Raw genomic sequence first — 15,991 nt, 5'->3', positions numbered from 1 at the left:
CTTTTTTGCGTTTCAGCTGGGCTCAGTTGTTCGCCAGCTTCTGCTCGTACTGGGCGAGCATCTTCTGCGCATGGGCCACTTCCAGAGCTTCCATGGCGTTTATCGGCTTGATTGCCACAGCGCGCTTGAGGTGTTGCAGGGCCTTGGCTTGTTCATCGTCGCCGTACACGTAGGTGAGAGCGTTGGCGTATTCGTAATGGCCGATGGGTAGATTGTCCTGGGCTTTGAAGCTGCGGCTGAAGTACTTCTCCATATTGTCGGCGCTGACACCGTAGGTCATGCGCCCGACCATCTTGCCGACTTTGCGGATCACGCCAGCCTCATAGCCGCCATACAGGGCCAGGGCGAAGGGTTGGTTCGGTTGTTTGGCCAGTAGGGCTTTCAGCTCTTCAGGTATCTGCGAGGTATAGCCGCGCTTGAGCACCACCGGTACCGACAGCTCTTCCCCGAGGCGCGCCTTGGCGTAAACCCGGCCGAATTGCGCAACGGTATCCGCCTGCACCAATTCACCGGCCTGGTCGGTGTAGGTGATCACCTCTTCCAGCAGTTTGTGCTTCTCGGCCTGCTCGGGCACCAGAAACATGGCGTAGACCACCTGGGCGAACATCGCCGGAATCTGCCCGCCGACGCCCAGGGCGAGGCCTTGCTTCTTCGCTTCGGCGAAGTCACCACGGAACATCAAGCGCCAGACGTCCTGCAGTTTCTCCGCGTAAAGCTCAGCTTCCTCCGGTTTGCCGGTAAAGCCGGTGTTGGCCAGTACGGTTTTTTCCAGCGCCTGAGGATGTGTGGTGGCCATGGTCACCACCCAGTCGGCGTCGGGGAAGGGGTAGTCGGCGCCGAAGCCACGGGTCAGTTGCGGCCAGGCCTGGCGCAGCTTGTCGCCCGAATAGTCGTAGGCGCTCTGGTCGTAGGGGAAGGGCTTCCAGTTATCGGCGGCGACAGCGCTGAAGCTGCAGGCGGCAAGTAAGGCAATCAATGTGCGGCGCATGACGGTGACCTGATTGTTGTAGGTATGCGTCGATGATAAAGCGCTGCCGGTCGCGGCCCACCCATCCAAGGATGAGTTGCGCGATTTTTCAGGTCGTTGAGTGCGCGTCCGTGCCGACCTTAAGCATGGCTGTCCTTGTGCTGGAACTGGCGGCGGTACTGATTGGGTGACAGTTCCGTGTGCTGACGAAACAGCCGGGCGAAGAAGCTGGCATCGTCGTAACCCACTTCGTAGCTGATGGTCTTGATGCTTTTACGGGTGGCGCTAAGCAGCCCCTTGGCGGTTTCAATGCGCAGGCGCTGCAGGTAGTGCAGCGGTTTATCGCCAGTGGCGGTCTGGAAACGGCGCATAAAATTGCGGATGCTCATGCCGTGCTCGCGCGCCACGTCCTCGAAGCGGAACTTGTCGGCGAAGTGATCTTCCAGCCATTGCTGGATCTGCAGGATGGTCATGTCGTGGTGCAGCTTCTGCCCGCCAAAGCCGATGCGACCGGGGGCGTAGTTGCGTTGCACTTCATAGAGGATGTCGCGGGCCACGCCCTGGGCCACGCTGGCGCCGCAGAAACGTTCGATCAGGTAAATGTAAAGGTCGCAGGCCGAGGTCACGCCGCCGGCGCAGTAGAGATTGTCAGCATCTGACAGGTGCTTTTCCTGATTGAGCAGCACCTTGGGGAAGCGCTCGGCAAACTCGTTGAAGAAGCGCCAGTAGGTGGTTGCCTCCTTACCATCGAGCAGGCCGGCCTGGGCCATCCAGAACACCCCGGTAGCCTCGCCGCAGATCGCGCTGCCAGCGGCGTGGCGCTGTTTCAGCCAGCTGAGTACTTGTGGGTGGCGTTGGCACAGCGCGTCGAAGTCATCCCAGAAAGCGGGCAGGATAATTACGTCGGCATCTTCCAGGGCGCCATCGACCGGAATCAGCACGTCACTGAAACTGCGCACCGGCTTTCCATCGGGGCTGACCAGGTGGATTTCGAAGGTCGGCGTCAGGCCCAGACCCTGCTGTTTGCCGTAGCGCAGGCTGGCCATGTGGAAGAAATCCTTGGCCTGCATCAGCGTTGAGGCGAACACGCCTTCGGTGGCAAGAATGCTGACGCGGTGTAGCGGCGCTGGTGACTGAATAGGCATAGATATTGTTCTTATTAAGGCTAAGTGGTCATGAGCTGGCTGGATCGTCTTATTTTTTGGCGCTTGTGTCCAGTGTGACCAAGCGTTTGCTTGGCTAAAGTCGAGGCCACTTTAAAACCGCTCTATCAAGCAGGTGTTGCCATGATCCCTAGAACGATTTTCAGCTCCGAACACGAACAGTTTCGCGACAGCGTGCGCAAGTTCCTTGAGCAGGAAGCCGTGCCTTTCCATCAGCAGTGGGAGAAGGATGGTCACATCGACCGTGCGCTGTGGAACAAGGCGGGTGAGGCGGGGATGCTCTGCTCGCACATCCCGGAAGAATACGGTGGCATGGCGGCGGACTTCCTTTACAGCACCGTGGTGATCGAGGAAGTCGGTCGCCTGGGTCTAACTGGCATCGGTTTCTCCCTGCATTCGGACATCGTCGCGCCTTACATCCTGCATTACGGCAGCGAGGCGCAGAAGCAGCATTACCTGCCCAAGCTGGTGTCCGGCGAGATGGTCACCGCCATCGCCATGACCGAACCGGGCGCCGGTTCCGACCTGCAGGGCGTGAAAACTACCGCCGTGCTGGATGGCGATGAGTATGTGATCAATGGCTCGAAGACCTTTATCACCAACGGCTTTCTCGCTGACCTGGTGATCGTGGTGGCCAAGACCGATCCGAAAGCTGGCGCCAAGGGCACTAGCCTGTTTCTGGTTGAAGCCAATACACCCGGTTTCTCTAAGGGCAAGCGCCTGGAAAAGGTCGGCATGAAGGCGCAGGACACCTCCGAGCTGTTCTTCCAGGACGTGCGCGTGCCCAAGGAAAATCTGCTGGGCCAGGCCGGCATGGGCTTCGCCTACCTGATGCAGGAATTGCCGCAGGAGCGTCTGACCGTTGGTATCGGTGCGCTGTCCTCTGCCGAGGCGGCGCTGCAGTGGACGCTGGAGTACACCCGCGAGCGCAAGGCGTTTGGCAAGCCGATTGGTGACTTCCAGAACACCCGTTTCAAGCTGGCGGAAATGGCCACGGAAATTCAGATCGGCCGGGTGTTTGTCGACCGCTGTCTGGAGCTGCACCTGCAGGGCAAGCTGGATGTGCCGACTGCAGCCATGCTCAAGTACTGGGGCACTGACCTGCAGTGCAAGGTGCTCGATGAGTGTGTGCAGCTGCACGGCGGTTACGGCTATATGTGGGAATACCCGGTGGCGCGCGCCTGGGCCGATGCGCGGGTGCAGCGCATCTACGCCGGTACCAACGAGATCATGAAAGAGATTATTGCCCGCTCGCTGTAGCAGGCCGTTGAAAAACTACCTGCGTGGGCAATCCTGCGTTAAAAACGGCCTCGGAATGCTCATTTACAGCCAGTAAACTCCGCTTCCTCGGCCGTTTTTGCCTTGTCTTGCCTGCCTCGCCTACGTTTTTCAACGACCTGTAGGCGCGTTTCGCGGCTATGCGATAACAATCGGGCGAACTTGGGCGCGGTGCCAGCGCTCCAAGACGAAAACGTCTGGAGATTGTTATGGCATCGCTTTCAGAGCTCGTTGCTGCGCCCTTTTCAGGTTGGGATGGCAGTGTTGTTGCGGCCCGCGAGATGCAAAAGCGCCTGGCGACGCAGGTGAGGCTGGAGGACGATTATCCGCCGTTGCGCGTAATTGCCGGTGTGGATGTCGGCTTCGAAGAGGGTGGCGCTATCACGCGTGCGGCGGCGGTTCTGCTAGATGCCGATAGTCTCGAACCGCTGGCCGAGTCTGTCGCGCGTATCCCCACGAGCATGCCCTACGTGCCCGGCTTATTGTCGTTTCGCGAGTTACCGGCATTGCTTAGCGCGTTGGCTGGGTTGCCTCAGGAGCCTGATCTGATCTTCGTTGATGGGCATGGCATTGCCCATCCGCGAGGTTTGGGCATCGCTGCGCACCTCGGTGTAGTCAGTGGCTTGCCTACCATCGGCGTGGCAAAAAAGATTCTTACCGGAAGCCATGTTGAATTGCCTCAGCAGCGGGGCGCGCGCGTGCCGTTGCTGGATCGGCGCGGTTCTGCAATTGGCTGGATGCTGCGCAGCAAGGGGGCGGTGCGTCCGCTGATAGTCTCGCCCGGTAATCGAGTCAGTCTTGATAGCGCCGTGGAGCTGACGATGGCCTGTGTAAGGCGTCATCGTCTGCCGGAGCCCACGCGCTTAGCTGATCGTCTGGCATCGCGGCGCGACGCCAGACGCGATCAACAGTCCCTCTTTTAAGGGGCGGGGTTGGGCTGGGCTTGGTGAATCACCTCAATGCCAGCCATTATTTCGGCGGTGAGCTTTAGTTCGCTGCTGGCCAGGTTGCTGTTGAGCTGTTCCAGGCTGGTCGCACCGATGATATTGCTGGTGACAAAAGGTTGTGCGGTGACAAAGGCCAAAGCCATCTGCGCCGGATCAAGGCCATGCTCGCGCGCTAGGGCGACATAGCGTGCGCAGGCGGTTTCCGACTCTGGGTTGGTGTAGCGCGAGAAGCGGCTGAACAGGCTGAGACGTGCGCCGGCAGGGCGTACGCCGTTTTCGTATTTGCCGCTCAGCATGCCAAACGCCAGGGGCGAGTAGGCGAGCAGACCGCATTGCTCGCGCAGGGCGATTTCCGCCAGGCCCACTTCGAAGCTGCGGTTGAGCAGGTTGTAGGGGTTCTGAATCGACACGCTGCGCGGCCAGCCGCGTTGTTCGGCCAATTGCAGGAACTTCATGGTGCCCCAGGGTGTTTCGTTGGACAGGCCGATATAGCGGATCTTGCCGGCCTTGACCTGCTCATCCAGTGCTTCGAGGGTTTCCTCCAGTGGTGTGAACTCGTTGTCCTGATGGCGATAGCCGAGCTGGCCGAAATAGTTGGTCGGGCGCTCTGGCCAGTGCAGCTGATACAGGTCGATCCAGTCGGTCTGCAGGCGTTTGAGGCTGGCATCCAGCGCTGCAGTGATATGCGCGCGGTTGTGTTTGAGCTGGCCATCGCGGATATAGCCGATACCGTTGCCCGGGCCGGCAATCTTGCTGGCCAGCACCCAGTCGGCACGATCACCGCGCTGCTTGAAGTAGTCGCCAATGATCTGTTCGGTCTTGCTGTAGGTCTCGGCGCGCGGCGGCACCGGGTACATCTCGGCGGTATCGATGAAATTTACCCCGTAGGCCTTGGCGCGTTCGATCTGGGCGAAGCCCTCGTCAGCGCTGTTTTGCTCGCCCCAAGTCATGGTGCCCAGGCACAGGCTGCTGACCTTGAGATCGGTGCGGCCGAGTTGACGGTAATCCATTGCTAGCTCCTTGAAAAAACCGGTTGGCATAATCGTGTTGAAATTCTCCGCGCAATCTGCATAATTGCGCACCTCTTTCTGCAGTGGAAGTGATGCGCCGCCTGCCGAAGAATCTTGCCGTATTACGGACGCGCTGACCCGAGCCCCCGATAGCGCCTGTTTTCGGCTGCCTTTGACCTTGTCAAAGTACGCACTATTCAGTAAGATCCGCCGTCTTATTTATCAGGGCGGCCCCTGAGGCTATAAAGAATGAAAACTTTTACTGCTAAACCGGAAACAGTTAAGCGCGACTGGTTTGTCGTCGACGCTGCAGGTCAGACCCTGGGTCGTCTGGCTACCGAAGTTGCAAGCCGTCTGCGTGGCAAGCACAAGCCTGAATACACTCCGCACGTTGATACCGGTGACTACATCGTCATCATCAACGCTGAGCAGATTCGCGTTACCGGTGCCAAGACCACTGACAAGATGTACTACTCCCACTCCGGTTTCCCGGGCGGCATCAAGTCGATCAACTTTGAAAAGCTGATCGCTAAAGCCCCTGAGCGCGTGATCGAGACCGCGGTTAAAGGCATGCTGCCGAAGAACCCGCTGGGTCGCGACATGTATCGTAAGCTGAAAGTGTATGCGGGCGCTGCTCACCCCCACACTGCTCAGCAGCCCCAAGAACTGAAGTTTTAACGGAATAGTTCATTATGTCGGCGACTCAAAATTACGGCACTGGCCGTCGCAAGACCGCTACCGCTCGCGTTTTCCTGCGTGCAGGTACTGGCAAAATCTCCATCAACAACCGTACTCTTGACGGTTTCTTCGGTCGCGAAACTGCCCGCATGGTAGTTCGTCAGCCGCTGGAATTGGTTGAGATGACCGAAAAGTTCGATATCTTCGTTACCGTTATCGGTGGCGGCGTAAGTGGTCAGGCTGGCGCAATCCGCCACGGTATCACCCGCGCCCTGATGGACTACGACGAAGCTCTGCGTCCTGCACTGCGTAAAGCTGGCTTCGTGACTCGCGATGCCCGTGAAGTTGAACGTAAGAAGGTTGGTCTGCGTAAAGCGCGTAAGCGTCCGCAGTACTCCAAGCGTTAATTCGCTACCTGCGTTCCAAAAAACGCCCAGTTTCCTTTCGGAACTGGGCGTTTTTTATGGGTGATGATTTGGTCTGCGGCATCATGCCGCAGCAGTGGGTGCCGTGATTTGCAAGGCGTTGCGTCCCTTATGGCTGGGTAATTACCTTGTCAGTAAAGGGGCTTTTCTTTACCATTCGGCAACTTTTTGTGCGATCTGAAACTTACCGAGTATAGGCCTGCTTAAAAGGCCATAAAGCTGATGGGAGACGACTGAATGAGCAATGACGGCGTGAATGCAGGCCGGCGTCGCTTTCTGGTAGCGGCCACCTCTGTGGTGGGCGCTGCAGGAGCGGTGGGTGCCGCGGTCCCGTTCGTAGGGTCCTGGTTCCCAAGCGCCAAGGCTAAAGCTGCCGGGGCACCTGTAAAGGTGAACGTCAGCAAGATCGAGCCTGGTCAGCAGATGGTTGCCGAGTGGCGGGGGCAGCCGGTGTTTATCGTGCGCCGTACCGAGGAGATTCTCAGTAACCTGGTGAAGATCGAAGGTCAGCTCGCTGATTTCGACTCCAAGGCCTCCGAGCAGCCGAGTTATGTTGATCCGAAAACCCGCTCGATCAAGCCTGAAGTGCTGTTGTTGGTCGGGCTGTGCACCCACCTGGGTTGCGCGCCGTCCTTCCGTCCAGAAGTGGCGCCTGCGGACCTCGGTGCTGATTGGGTCGGCGGCTATTTCTGCCCATGCCACGGTTCGCGCTATGACCTCGCAGGTCGCGTGTACAAGGCTCAGCCTGCACCCTTGAACCTGCCGGTGCCGCCGCACACGTACGAGACGGATGATGTGATCATCATCGGTGTGGATCAGGAGAAAGCATGATGAGCAAATTCATGGAATGGGTTGATGCGCGCTTTCCCGCGACCAAGATGTGGGAAGACCATCTGTCCAAGTACTACGCGCCAAAGAACTTCAACTTCTTCTACTTCTTCGGCTCCCTGGCGCTGTTGGTACTGGTCAATCAGATCGTTACCGGTATCTGGCTGACCATGAGCTACACGCCGTCGGCTGAACAGGCGTTTGCCTCGGTCGAATACATCATGCGTGATGTGGAGTACGGCTGGATTCTGCGCTATCTGCACTCCACCGGTGCGTCGGCGTTCTTCGTGGTGGTCTACCTGCACATGTTCCGCGGTCTGCTCTACGGCTCTTACCAGAAGCCGCGTGAGCTGGTGTGGATCTTCGGCATGCTGATCTATCTGATGCTGATGGCAGAGGCCTTTATGGGTTACCTGCTGCCGTGGGGCCAGATGTCGTACTGGGGTGCTCAGGTGATCATCTCGCTGTTCGGCGCCATTCCGGTGATCGGTGCTGACCTGACTCAGTGGATTCGCGGTGACTACCTGATTTCCGGGATTACCCTCAACCGCTTCTTTGCCCTGCACGTTGTGGCGCTGCCGATCGTAATTCTCGGCCTGGTAGTGCTGCACATCCTGGCGCTGCACGAAGTCGGCTCGAACAATCCGGACGGCGTCGACATCAAGAAAAACAAGGACGAGAACGGTATTCCGCTCGACGGCATCGCCTTCCACCCTTACTACACCGTGAAAGATATCGTCGGTGTTGTGGTGTTCCTGTTTATCTTCTGCTTCGTGATCTTCTTCTTCCCGGAAATGGGCGGTTATTTCCTCGAGAAGCCGAACTTCGAAGCGGCTAACCCGTTCAAGACGCCTGAGCACATTGCCCCGGTTTGGTACTTCACCCCGTTCTACGCGATTCTGCGTGCGGTGCCGGACAAGCTGCTGGGTGTAATTGCCATGGGCGCGGCTATCGCTGTGCTGTTCGTCCTGCCGTGGCTCGACCGTAGTCCGGTCAAGTCGATGCGTTACAAGGGCTGGATGAGCAAGGTCTGGCTGCTGATCTTCTGCGTATCCTTCGTGATTCTCGGCGTGTTGGGCGTACTGTCGCCAACCCCAGGCCGTACGCTGTTGTCGCAGGTATGTACCTTCCTGTACTTCGCGTATTTCATCCTGATGCCGTTCTATACAAAACTCGAGAAGACCAAACCGGTTCCGGAAAGGGTGACTGGCTGATGAAGAAGCTATTTGCTGCACTCGTTATTGCTGCAATGCCGGCTCTGGCCTTGGGCGCTGGCAGCGGTTATCCGCTGGATAAAGTGGATATCGATCTGACCGATAAAGCGGCTCTGCAGGATGGTGCGCGTACGTTCGCCAACTACTGCATGGGTTGTCACTCGGCGCAATACCAGCGCTATGAGCGTGTTGCTGATGATCTGGGCGTTCCGCATGAAGTCATGTTGGAGAACCTGGTGTTCACTGGCGCGAAGATTGGCGAGCACATGAATATCGGCATGAAGCCAGCTGATGCCAAGGCCTGGTTCGGTGCCGCGCCGCCCGACCTAACTCTGGTTGCTCGTGTGCGTGGTAACGACTGGCTGTACACCTACCTGCGTACCTTCTATGACGATCCTACTCGTCCGCTGGGTGCCAACAACAAGGTCTTCCCGAACGTCGGCATGCCGAACGTGCTGGTGGGGCTGCAGGGTAAGCAGGTGATTGGTTGCAAGCAGGTACAAGTGGTTGAGGAGGGTAAGAAGCTGTTCGATCCACTGACCGGCACGCCAATCACTCACGAAGCCTGTGACCAGCTGACTGTTGAGCCGAAGACCGGCACGCTGAGCACTGAAGAGTTCGACGAGAAGATCCAGAACCTGGTGACTTTCCTCGCGTACTCGGCGAACCCGGTTAAGTTGAAAAGTCAGCGCATCGGTACCTACGTTCTGCTGTATCTTGCCTTCTTCTTCGTATTCGCCTATCTGCTCAAGCGCGAGTACTGGAAGGACGTGCATTAATCCGTTGCATCTCCGCTGTTGACCTGCGCGCCCCTTTGGGCGCGCAGGTCTTTCTGCTTCACATAACTTTATAAGCGAGGAGGACCGCCATGGGCGTGACCAATCGGTTGGCCTGTTACTCCGACCCCGCCGACCACTATTCCCACCGCGTACGCATTGTGCTCGCCGAGAAGGGTGTCAGCGCCGAGATTATCAGTGTCGAGAAGGGCCGTTATCCGGCCAAGCTGCTGGAGGTTAACCCCTACGCCAGCCTGCCGACCCTGGTGGATCGCGATTTGGCTCTGTATGAGTCGACCGTGGTGATGGAATACCTGGATGAGCGTTACCCACATCCGCCATTGCTGCCGGTATACCCGGTAGCCCGCGCCAATAGCCGCTTGCTGATTCATCGCATCCAGCGCGACTGGTGTGCGCAGGTTGATCTGATTCTTGACCCGCGCAGCAAAGAGCCAGCCCGCGCTCTGGCGCGCAAGGAGCTGCGTGAGAGCCTGACGGGCGTATCACCGCTGTTTGCCGACAAGGCGTACTTTCTCAGTGAGGAATTGAGCCTGGTGGACTGCTGCCTGCTGCCGATTCTTTGGCGTTTGCCGATTCTGGGGATAGAGTTGCCAAAACCGGCCAAGCCGTTGCTGGACTATATGGATCGTCAGTTTGCTCGTGAAGCGTTCCAGGCCAGTTTGTCGCCTGCCGAACGTGATATGCGTTAACCCGAGGAGGTAGAGATGAAGTCGAGTCGTCCTTATCTGGTTCGTGCCCTCTATGAGTGGATCGTGGACAACGACTGCACCCCGCACTTGCTGGTCAATGCCGATTTTTCCGGTGTGCAGGTGCCGGCCGGTTTTGCCAGCGATGGGCAGATCGTGCTGAATGTCTCGCCGACAGCGGTGCGTCATCTGCATATGGATAACGAGGCAGTGAGTTTTGAGGGGCGTTTTGCCGGCGTGCCGCAAAGCCTGTATATCCCCGCCCCTGCCGTACTGGCGATCTATGCGCGGGAGAATGGCCAGGGCATGGTGTTTGATGCGGAGTCGTCGATGCTTGACGGTGACGAGATCGAAGATCCGGATGAGCAGAGCCCTCCGGATGATGAGCCGCCACGTCCCAGCGGCAGGCCCAGCCTGAAAGTGGTTAAGTAAATAAAAAAGGCGATCCGAAGATCGCCTTTTTTATTGCCGCCACGCAGGTGGTGCATGGATAGTGTTATCAGTTGGTGTACTGAAACAGCTTCACCACTTTCTGCACGCCAGACACGCTTTGCACAAGATTGGTGGCGTGGCTGGCTTCGGCTTGCGAGACCACACCGAGCATATAGACGATACCGTTCTCAGTGATCACCTTGATGCGCGTACCAGGCACAGCGCTGTCGGCAAGCATCTGGGTTTTGATTCGACTGGTCAGCAATGAGTCGTTGCTGCGTACCAGTAGTGAGGTAGGTTGCAGAACTTGCAGCTCGTTGTGTACCTTTTTCACGTTGTTTACCTTGCGCGCGGCTTGCTCGGCCATGGCCTTGAGGTCGCTGCGTGGCGTCTGTCCGGCCAGCAGCACTACGCCGTTGTAGCTGGTGACAATGATATGTGAGGTCGGGCTGGTCAGATCAATATGTGCGCGGGCTACGCTGGAACTGACCTCGGAGGGGATGAACTGGTCGTCGATCTTGTTGCCGACGCTGCGGTTGCCGCAGCCGGCCAGAGCGAGGGTCAGTGCCAGGGCGGCGAGGATCAGTGGTGAACGGGTCATTCTTCACTCCCAAACAGTTGGCTGTCGATCAGGTCGCACAGGCAGTGGATGGCCAGCAGGTGGACCTCCTGAATGCGTGCGGTGACTTTCGAGGGCACACGGATTTCCACGTCTTCTGGCAGCAGCAGTGATGCCATGCCGCCGCCATCGCGACCGGTCAAGGCTACGACAACCATTTCTCGATCATGTGCGGCTTGGATGGCTTGGATCACATTGGCAGAGTTGCCGCTGGTGGAGATTGCCAGCAGCACATCGCCGGGTTGGCCGAGTGCGCGAATCTGTTTGGAAAACACCTCGTTGTAGCTGTAGTCATTGGCAATCGAGGTGATGGTCGAGCTGTCGGTCGTCAGGGCGATCGCTGGCAAGCTCGGGCGTTCGCGCTCGAAGCGGTTGAGTAGCTCAGACGAGAAGTGCTGGGCGTCGCCGGCTGAGCCGCCATTGCCGCAGGTGAGGATCTTGCCTTCACTGAGCAGTGCCTGGACCATGGCCTGGCTGCCTTGCTCGATAAAGGGGATGAGCACTTCCATGGCCTGCTGCTTGGTTTCAATGCTGGCTTGGAACAGGTGGCGAATACGGGCTTGCATATCCATTGGAGATATAACCTTCAGTGTGGCGTCTGTTCAGGTATCAAAGGCGTTTTGAATCCAGTTCAGTTGCGCGGGGGCTTGGCTGTCGGCGTTTATGGCTATCACATCAAAACGGCATGGGTGCTTGGCCCAGCGCGATTCTTGTTGCAGGAAGTGCTGAGCGGCGCGGCTGAGTTTCTCACGTTTGCGTGCATCCACGCTCTCGACTGCGCCGCCCCAGGCGCTATGGCGCCGATAGCGAACTTCTACGAATACTACTGTATCGGCGTCGAGCATGACCAGATCGAGCTCACCGAGACGGCAGCGCCAATTCTGTGCCAGTAGGCGCAGGCCATGCTGTTCGAGATGCTGCCGCGCCTGGGCTTCGGCAGCGTCTCCGCGTTGTTGAGTGCTGATGCGCTCGCTCAATTGATGCTGTCGGGCAGTGGCTGGACCTGGCCATCGCGGAACTCAGCCCAAGGCAGTTGCCGCTCAATGCGTTGGCTGGGGTTCATGCTCAGGTTGCCCGAGAGGCCTTGCAGGCGCGTATCGGGCAGGGCCTTGAGCTGGTTCAGGCGCGGCGCCAGCTGGTAGGCATCAGCGCCCATTGCGTACAGGCGGCCGAGGCTACCGCCAGCTTGTGGCCATTGTGTAGTGGCTTGCTGGCGCAGCGGGTCGTTGACGTTCAGCAGCCAGGGTGTTTCACAGAACATGATGCCGTTGAGGTCGATGTACTGCGCCTGGTTGTAAATGCCGGTGAACAGGTGCGAAGTGGCATACACCGGTACATCGCCGGCGTACTGGAAGGCCAGGGTCGGCTTGATCTGCTGAGCCTGCTGTGGGGTGGCGGCGAGGAAGATAAAGTCGACATCACGGCGGCGCGATGGAGCGGCCGCAACCGAGGTGCCCAGGGTGTTTTGCAGGCGCTTGCTGCGCGCTTCACTTTCGCGCAGTTGGAACAGGTCGGCAATCTGGCGGGCCAGCTCGACCGGCTGATCAACATGTTCGGCAGCGATCAGGGTGCCGCCTTGGGTCTGCCAGCTCTGGCGGAAGGCGGCGAGGACGCGGTCGCCCCATTCGCCATTGGGCACCAACGCTACGGCCCGGCGCATGCCGTCAGCCCAGGCGCGGCGGGCGACTTCGCGGGCTTCGTCCTCGGCGGCGAGGCCGAACTGGAACAGCTGTGCAGGGCCTTCCTGGCTGCCTTCGCTGTAGTTGAGGGCGAGTGTGGTGATCGGCAGTTGTTCACGGCTGTTCAGCTGGCTGACGAGATTCTTCTCCAATGGGCCAATCACCAGTTGCACGCCGGCGGCCTGAGCCTGGGCGTAGAAGGCGTCCATGGAGCCGATACGCGAGCTGTCGAATATTTGAATATTGGCTGGGTTCTGTCCGGCTTGTTGCGCCTGATAATGAGCGGCCAGGAAGCCATCGCGCAGGGCGCGGGCTACGCTGGCCAGCTGGCCATCCTGTGGCAGCAGCAGGGCGATCTCAGTCAGTGGCTGGGTGGAGAGCTTTCTCAGCTCGACCAGGGCCTGCGGCAGTTGCTGCGCGGCAGGGTGCTGCGGGTTGGCTGCAATCCAGTTGTCGATAGCGTTTTGCTGCTGTTCTAGGGTGCCGGCGCTCTTGGATGCACGGGCCAGCTCCAGCCAGCCATCGAGATCAGCATCGCCGCTGGCTTGCAGTTCGCTCGCGGGCAGGCTGGCAACCAGCGTCCAGATGGCTTCCTGGTTGTGTCCGGCGCTGGCACCACTGAGCAGTGGCGCGATATAGGCACGTTCGCGGGCGGCGGCGAGAGTCTGGCCGGTGGCTTGCAGGGCGTTGGCGCGTACCAGCTGACTGCGCACCTGCTGTTCAACCGGCAGTTCGCCGAGGCGCTCCATGCTCGAGTGACTGAGGGCGAGCAGGGCGGCTTTGGGTTTGTCGCGACTCATGTCCAACTCTGCGCGCAGGGTGCTGGCGTAGATCTGTGGGGCTGGCTTCAGGTTTTCCAAAGGCACCTGTTCCAGAATGCTGCTGGCGCGGACCAAGTCCTTCTGCTTATAGGCTAGATCGGCCGCCGACAGGCGCAGCGCTACAGCTTGCTCGGTGGGGCTTTCGGCTGCTTGCTGCAGCAGCTGTTCGATGCTGGCTTGCGGGGTGCGCGGCAGTTCGCCAAGGGTTGAAGAGGGTTGGCTGGCGCAGGCCGCGAGCAGGGCGGCAAGGCAGATGGCGGTGAGCGGGCGCAGGCAGGCGATCATGTAAGCGTTCCTGATACTTGATCAAATTGAGCGTTGAATTGTACCCAAGCCCGCCGAGTGACGCGATGTCGAAGGTTGGAAACGGGCTACAATGCGCGCTTTGCTGATTTTGAGAGGCCTGTGCTGTGACCACTTACGCTGCTGCGAATGCGCCTTTGGGCAGTCTTTATGTGGTTGCTACGCCCATCGGCAACCTGGATGACATCAGTGCGCGGGCGCTGACTATCCTGCGCAGCGTTGCCCTGATTGCTGCAGAAGATACCCGCCATTCCGCGCGGCTGATGCAGCACTTTGGCATCGGCACGCCACTGGCGGCCTGCCATGAACACAACGAACGTGATCAGGGCGGGCGTTTTCTCGCGCGGCTGCTGGCCGGTGACGATGTGGCGCTGATCTCCGACGCCGGCACGCCGCTGATTTCCGATCCCGGTTATCACCTGGTGCGCCAGGCGCGCGCTGCCGGCATTGCGGTGGTGCCCGTACCGGGCGCCTGCGCATTAATTGCTGCGCTGTCTGCTGCGGGCTTGCCGTCGGATCGCTTTATCTTTGAGGGCTTTCTGCCGGCCAAGGCGGCAGGGCGTCGCGCGCGCCTTGAGCAGGTAAAGGAAGAGCCGCGCACGCTGATCTTCTACGAGGCGCCGCATCGCATCCTTGAGTGTCTGCAGGATATGCAGGCGGTATTTGGCGATGAGCGCCCAGCGTTGCTGGCGCGTGAGCTGACCAAGACCTTCGAGACGCTCAAGGGTATGCCGCTGGCCGAGCTGGCCGCTTGGGTGGCTGCTGACAGTAATCAGCAGCGCGGCGAGTGTGTCGTACTGGTTGCCGGTTGGCAGGCGCCGGTGGGTGAGGAGGCGGTAAGTAGCGAAGCTATGCGTGTGTTGAATCTGCTCTTGGCGGAGATGCCGCTGAAACGCGCGGCAGCGCTGGCGGCGGAGATCACTGGGGTGCGCAAGAACCTGCTCTATCAGGTGGCACTGGAGCAGCAGAAAGACGTTTAAACCTTGTCCTATAGGGCGCGGGCCGTTAACCTTGCCCGCGGAGAGTCGATCGGACAGTCGCTGCCGTGTTGCGTTCTGCGTAATGCGGGGGAGGAAAGTCCGGGCTCCATAGGGCGGAGTGCCAGGTAACGCCTGGGAGGCGTGAGCCTACGGAAAGTGCCACAGAAAATAACCGCCTAAGCGCTTCGGTGCCGGTAAGGGTGAAAAGGTGCGGTAAGAGCGCACCGCGCGACTGGTAACAGTTCGTGGCTAGGCAAACCCCACTCGGAGCAAGACCAAATAGGGTTCCATTGGCGTGGCCCGCGCTGGAACCGGGTAGGTTGCTAAAGGCGTGCAGTGATGTACGTCGTAGAGGAATGACTGTCCTCGACAGAACCCGGCTTACAGATCGACTCTCCACCTTCCTCATTTATCCGCATCACTGTTTCGCCTCCTTTCTAAGACCAAAAAAATCTTACTCTTAACAAATCACTTTAACTTCGTGGTTCAACGCGCTGCTTAAGCTCATTTTTAAGTCTATATCTTCGCGTTATTTCTCCGTTTTGCCCTTCTCGAAGTTCGCTAAATCGCCGTTCTATAAGGATTTTTCCCGCCAAGCGTGCCTTGACGGTGGGGGGCGTGCGTTCCTATAGTGTGCGCGAGTGGTAAGAAGTGGCAGAAAGTGGGTTTCTTGGGCATGGATAGCTAATAAAAAGGGGAAGCGCGATCGTGTTTCGCGGAGCAAACGCCATCAGTCTCGACGCCAAAGGGCGACTCGCGATGCCAAGTCGGTATCGGGACGAGCTTGTGTCGCGTTGCGCCGGTCAGCTCATTGTCACGATTGATGCCATCGACCCATGCCTCTGCGTCTATCCACTGTCCGAGTGGGAGCTGATTGAAGCCAAGCTCCGCGAACTTGCCTCCTTCCGTGAAGAAAATCGCCGCCTGCAGCGTCTGCTGATCGGCAACGCTGTTGACCTCGAGCTGGATGCCAGTGGTCGTTTCCTGGTGCCGCCACGTCTGCGCGAGTACGCCAAGCTGGACAAGCGCGCGATGCTGGTCGGCCAACTCAATAAATTCCAACTGTGGGATGAAGATGCCTGGAACGCTGTGGCCGATGCCGATCTGGCCGCGATCAAGCAACCGGGTGCTCTGTCCGACGACCTACGTGACTTGATCCTGTGA

Annotated in this window: 18 protein-coding genes and 1 other RNA gene; 12 read left to right on the top strand and 7 right to left on the bottom strand. The window is 58.9% G+C overall.

What is annotated here, in order from left to right:
- Positions 1-22: 22 nt before the first annotated feature.
- Both AACY25_RS05360 and AACY25_RS05355 read right to left on the bottom strand, forming a co-directional pair.
- Positions 23-988 (bottom strand): hypothetical protein, encoded by a 966-nt coding sequence (locus tag AACY25_RS05360; protein ID WP_339522962.1) that lies wholly within the window; start codon positions 986-988, stop codon positions 23-25.
- Positions 989-1,107: 119 nt separating this feature from the next.
- Entirely contained in the window at positions 1,108-2,013 is a 906-nt protein-coding gene (locus tag AACY25_RS05355) for a GlxA family transcriptional regulator (protein ID WP_304866774.1), read from the bottom strand.
- 240 nt (positions 2,014-2,253) lie between these two features.
- On the opposite strand from AACY25_RS05355, the gene AACY25_RS05350 reads away from it, so the two are divergent.
- Together AACY25_RS05350 and nfi are read left to right on the top strand one after the other, a co-directional pair.
- Positions 2,254-3,390: an acyl-CoA dehydrogenase family protein gene (locus AACY25_RS05350; RefSeq protein ID WP_339522961.1), complete on the top strand. Its 1,137-nt coding sequence runs from the start codon at positions 2,254-2,256 to the stop codon at positions 3,388-3,390.
- Between the two features lie 227 nt (positions 3,391-3,617).
- Positions 3,618-4,331 (top strand): deoxyribonuclease V, encoded by a 714-nt coding sequence (nfi, locus tag AACY25_RS05345; protein WP_339522960.1) that lies wholly within the window; start codon positions 3,618-3,620, stop codon positions 4,329-4,331.
- Here nfi and AACY25_RS05340 read toward each other — a convergent pair.
- Positions 4,328-5,365 (bottom strand): NADP(H)-dependent aldo-keto reductase, encoded by a 1,038-nt coding sequence (locus AACY25_RS05340; RefSeq protein ID WP_339522959.1) that lies wholly within the window; start codon positions 5,363-5,365, stop codon positions 4,328-4,330. The genes nfi and AACY25_RS05340 overlap by 4 nt on opposite strands.
- 249 nt (positions 5,366-5,614) lie before the next feature.
- Here AACY25_RS05340 and rplM point away from each other — a divergent pair, with 249 nt between their 5' ends.
- From rplM to AACY25_RS05305, 7 genes are all read left to right on the top strand, one after another.
- Positions 5,615-6,043: a 50S ribosomal protein L13 gene (gene rplM / locus AACY25_RS05335; protein WP_090249152.1), complete on the top strand. Its 429-nt coding sequence runs from the start codon at positions 5,615-5,617 to the stop codon at positions 6,041-6,043.
- 14 nt (positions 6,044-6,057) lie between these two features.
- Positions 6,058-6,450 (top strand): 30S ribosomal protein S9, encoded by a 393-nt coding sequence (gene rpsI, locus AACY25_RS05330; RefSeq protein ID WP_090249150.1) that lies wholly within the window; start codon positions 6,058-6,060, stop codon positions 6,448-6,450.
- Positions 6,451-6,705: 255 nt separating this feature from the next.
- A complete protein-coding gene (gene petA / locus AACY25_RS05325; RefSeq protein WP_339414167.1) occupies positions 6,706-7,299 on the top strand; it encodes a ubiquinol-cytochrome c reductase iron-sulfur subunit in 594 nt (197 codons plus the stop codon).
- Positions 7,299-8,510, top strand: coding sequence for a cytochrome b (locus AACY25_RS05320; RefSeq protein WP_339414166.1), 1,212 nt, complete (start codon positions 7,299-7,301; stop codon positions 8,508-8,510). The genes petA and AACY25_RS05320 overlap by 1 nt, the downstream gene beginning before the upstream one ends.
- Positions 8,510-9,289, top strand: a complete 780-nt coding sequence (locus AACY25_RS05315) for a cytochrome c1 (RefSeq protein ID WP_339414165.1) — start codon at positions 8,510-8,512, stop codon at positions 9,287-9,289. The genes AACY25_RS05320 and AACY25_RS05315 overlap by 1 nt, the downstream gene beginning before the upstream one ends.
- An 89-nt stretch (positions 9,290-9,378) precedes the next feature.
- Positions 9,379-9,996: a glutathione S-transferase N-terminal domain-containing protein gene (locus AACY25_RS05310; RefSeq protein ID WP_339414164.1), complete on the top strand. Its 618-nt coding sequence runs from the start codon at positions 9,379-9,381 to the stop codon at positions 9,994-9,996.
- Between the two features lie 15 nt (positions 9,997-10,011).
- Positions 10,012-10,425, top strand: a complete 414-nt coding sequence (locus tag AACY25_RS05305; RefSeq protein ID WP_339414163.1) for a ClpXP protease specificity-enhancing factor — start codon at positions 10,012-10,014, stop codon at positions 10,423-10,425.
- 67 nt (positions 10,426-10,492) lie between these two features.
- Here AACY25_RS05305 and AACY25_RS05300 read toward each other — a convergent pair whose 3' ends face one another.
- From AACY25_RS05300 to AACY25_RS05285, 4 genes are read right to left on the bottom strand one after another with little or no spacing between them, the layout of a single operon-like run.
- Positions 10,493-11,026 carry a BON domain-containing protein gene (locus AACY25_RS05300; RefSeq protein WP_339414162.1) on the bottom strand — a complete coding sequence of 178 codons (534 nt, stop codon included), beginning with the start codon at positions 11,024-11,026 and terminating at the stop codon, positions 10,493-10,495.
- Positions 11,023-11,616 (bottom strand): phosphoheptose isomerase, encoded by a 594-nt coding sequence (locus tag AACY25_RS05295; protein WP_339414161.1) that lies wholly within the window; start codon positions 11,614-11,616, stop codon positions 11,023-11,025. Before AACY25_RS05295 ends, AACY25_RS05300 begins: the two co-directional genes overlap by 4 nt.
- Before the next feature lie 30 nt (positions 11,617-11,646).
- Positions 11,647-12,021 (bottom strand): YraN family protein, encoded by a 375-nt coding sequence (locus AACY25_RS05290; RefSeq protein WP_339414160.1) that lies wholly within the window; start codon positions 12,019-12,021, stop codon positions 11,647-11,649.
- Positions 12,018-13,829, bottom strand: a complete 1,812-nt coding sequence (locus AACY25_RS05285; protein WP_339522957.1) for a penicillin-binding protein activator — start codon at positions 13,827-13,829, stop codon at positions 12,018-12,020. Before AACY25_RS05285 ends, AACY25_RS05290 begins: the two co-directional genes overlap by 4 nt.
- 155 nt (positions 13,830-13,984) lie before the next feature.
- On the opposite strand from AACY25_RS05285, the gene rsmI reads away from it, so the two are divergent.
- The 3 genes from rsmI (at position 13,985) to mraZ (ending at position 15,991) form a co-directional block, all read left to right on the top strand.
- Positions 13,985-14,827: a 16S rRNA (cytidine(1402)-2'-O)-methyltransferase gene (gene rsmI, locus AACY25_RS05280; protein ID WP_339523841.1), complete on the top strand. Its 843-nt coding sequence runs from the start codon at positions 13,985-13,987 to the stop codon at positions 14,825-14,827.
- A 41-nt stretch (positions 14,828-14,868) separates the two neighbouring features.
- Positions 14,869-15,227, top strand: an RNA gene (gene rnpB / locus AACY25_RS05275) — RNase P RNA component class A.
- Between the two features lie 308 nt (positions 15,228-15,535).
- Positions 15,536-15,991 (top strand): division/cell wall cluster transcriptional repressor MraZ, encoded by a 456-nt coding sequence (gene mraZ, locus AACY25_RS05270; protein WP_090249128.1) that lies wholly within the window; start codon positions 15,536-15,538, stop codon positions 15,989-15,991.

Source organism: Pseudomonas sp. EA_35y_Pfl2_R111 (assembly GCF_963970955.1).
Lineage (GTDB): Bacteria > Pseudomonadota > Gammaproteobacteria > Pseudomonadales > Pseudomonadaceae > Aquipseudomonas.
This window is presented reverse-complemented; position numbering and strand designations above follow the sequence as displayed.

Excerpts from the sequence above, each read along its gene's own strand:
- AACY25_RS05355 (WP_304866774.1), bottom strand. The coding sequence starts at position 2,013 with ATGGCCAGCCTGCGCTACGGCAAACAGCAGGGTCTGGGCCTGACGCCG.
- AACY25_RS05305 (WP_339414163.1), top strand. The coding sequence starts at position 10,012 with ATGAAGTCGAGTCGTCCTTATCTGGTTCGTGCCCTCTATGAGTGGATC.
- petA (WP_339414167.1), top strand. The coding sequence starts at position 6,706 with ATGAGCAATGACGGCGTGAATGCAGGCCGGCGTCGCTTTCTGGTAGCG.
- AACY25_RS05340 (WP_339522959.1), bottom strand. The coding sequence starts at position 5,365 with ATGGATTACCGTCAACTCGGCCGCACCGATCTCAAGGTCAGCAGCCTG.
- rpsI (WP_090249150.1), top strand. The coding sequence starts at position 6,058 with ATGTCGGCGACTCAAAATTACGGCACTGGCCGTCGCAAGACCGCTACC.
- AACY25_RS05360 (WP_339522962.1), bottom strand. The coding sequence starts at position 988 with ATGCGCCGCACATTGATTGCCTTACTTGCCGCCTGCAGCTTCAGCGCT.
- AACY25_RS05295 (WP_339414161.1), bottom strand. The coding sequence starts at position 11,616 with ATGGATATGCAAGCCCGTATTCGCCACCTGTTCCAAGCCAGCATTGAA.
- AACY25_RS05350 (WP_339522961.1), top strand. The coding sequence starts at position 2,254 with ATGATCCCTAGAACGATTTTCAGCTCCGAACACGAACAGTTTCGCGAC.
- nfi (WP_339522960.1), top strand. The coding sequence starts at position 3,618 with ATGGCATCGCTTTCAGAGCTCGTTGCTGCGCCCTTTTCAGGTTGGGAT.
- AACY25_RS05315 (WP_339414165.1), top strand. The coding sequence starts at position 8,510 with ATGAAGAAGCTATTTGCTGCACTCGTTATTGCTGCAATGCCGGCTCTG.
- rplM (WP_090249152.1), top strand. The coding sequence starts at position 5,615 with ATGAAAACTTTTACTGCTAAACCGGAAACAGTTAAGCGCGACTGGTTT.
- AACY25_RS05320 (WP_339414166.1), top strand. The coding sequence starts at position 7,299 with ATGAGCAAATTCATGGAATGGGTTGATGCGCGCTTTCCCGCGACCAAG.
- AACY25_RS05310 (WP_339414164.1), top strand. The coding sequence starts at position 9,379 with ATGGGCGTGACCAATCGGTTGGCCTGTTACTCCGACCCCGCCGACCAC.
- AACY25_RS05285 (WP_339522957.1), bottom strand. The coding sequence starts at position 13,829 with ATGATCGCCTGCCTGCGCCCGCTCACCGCCATCTGCCTTGCCGCCCTG.
- AACY25_RS05300 (WP_339414162.1), bottom strand. The coding sequence starts at position 11,026 with ATGACCCGTTCACCACTGATCCTCGCCGCCCTGGCACTGACCCTCGCT.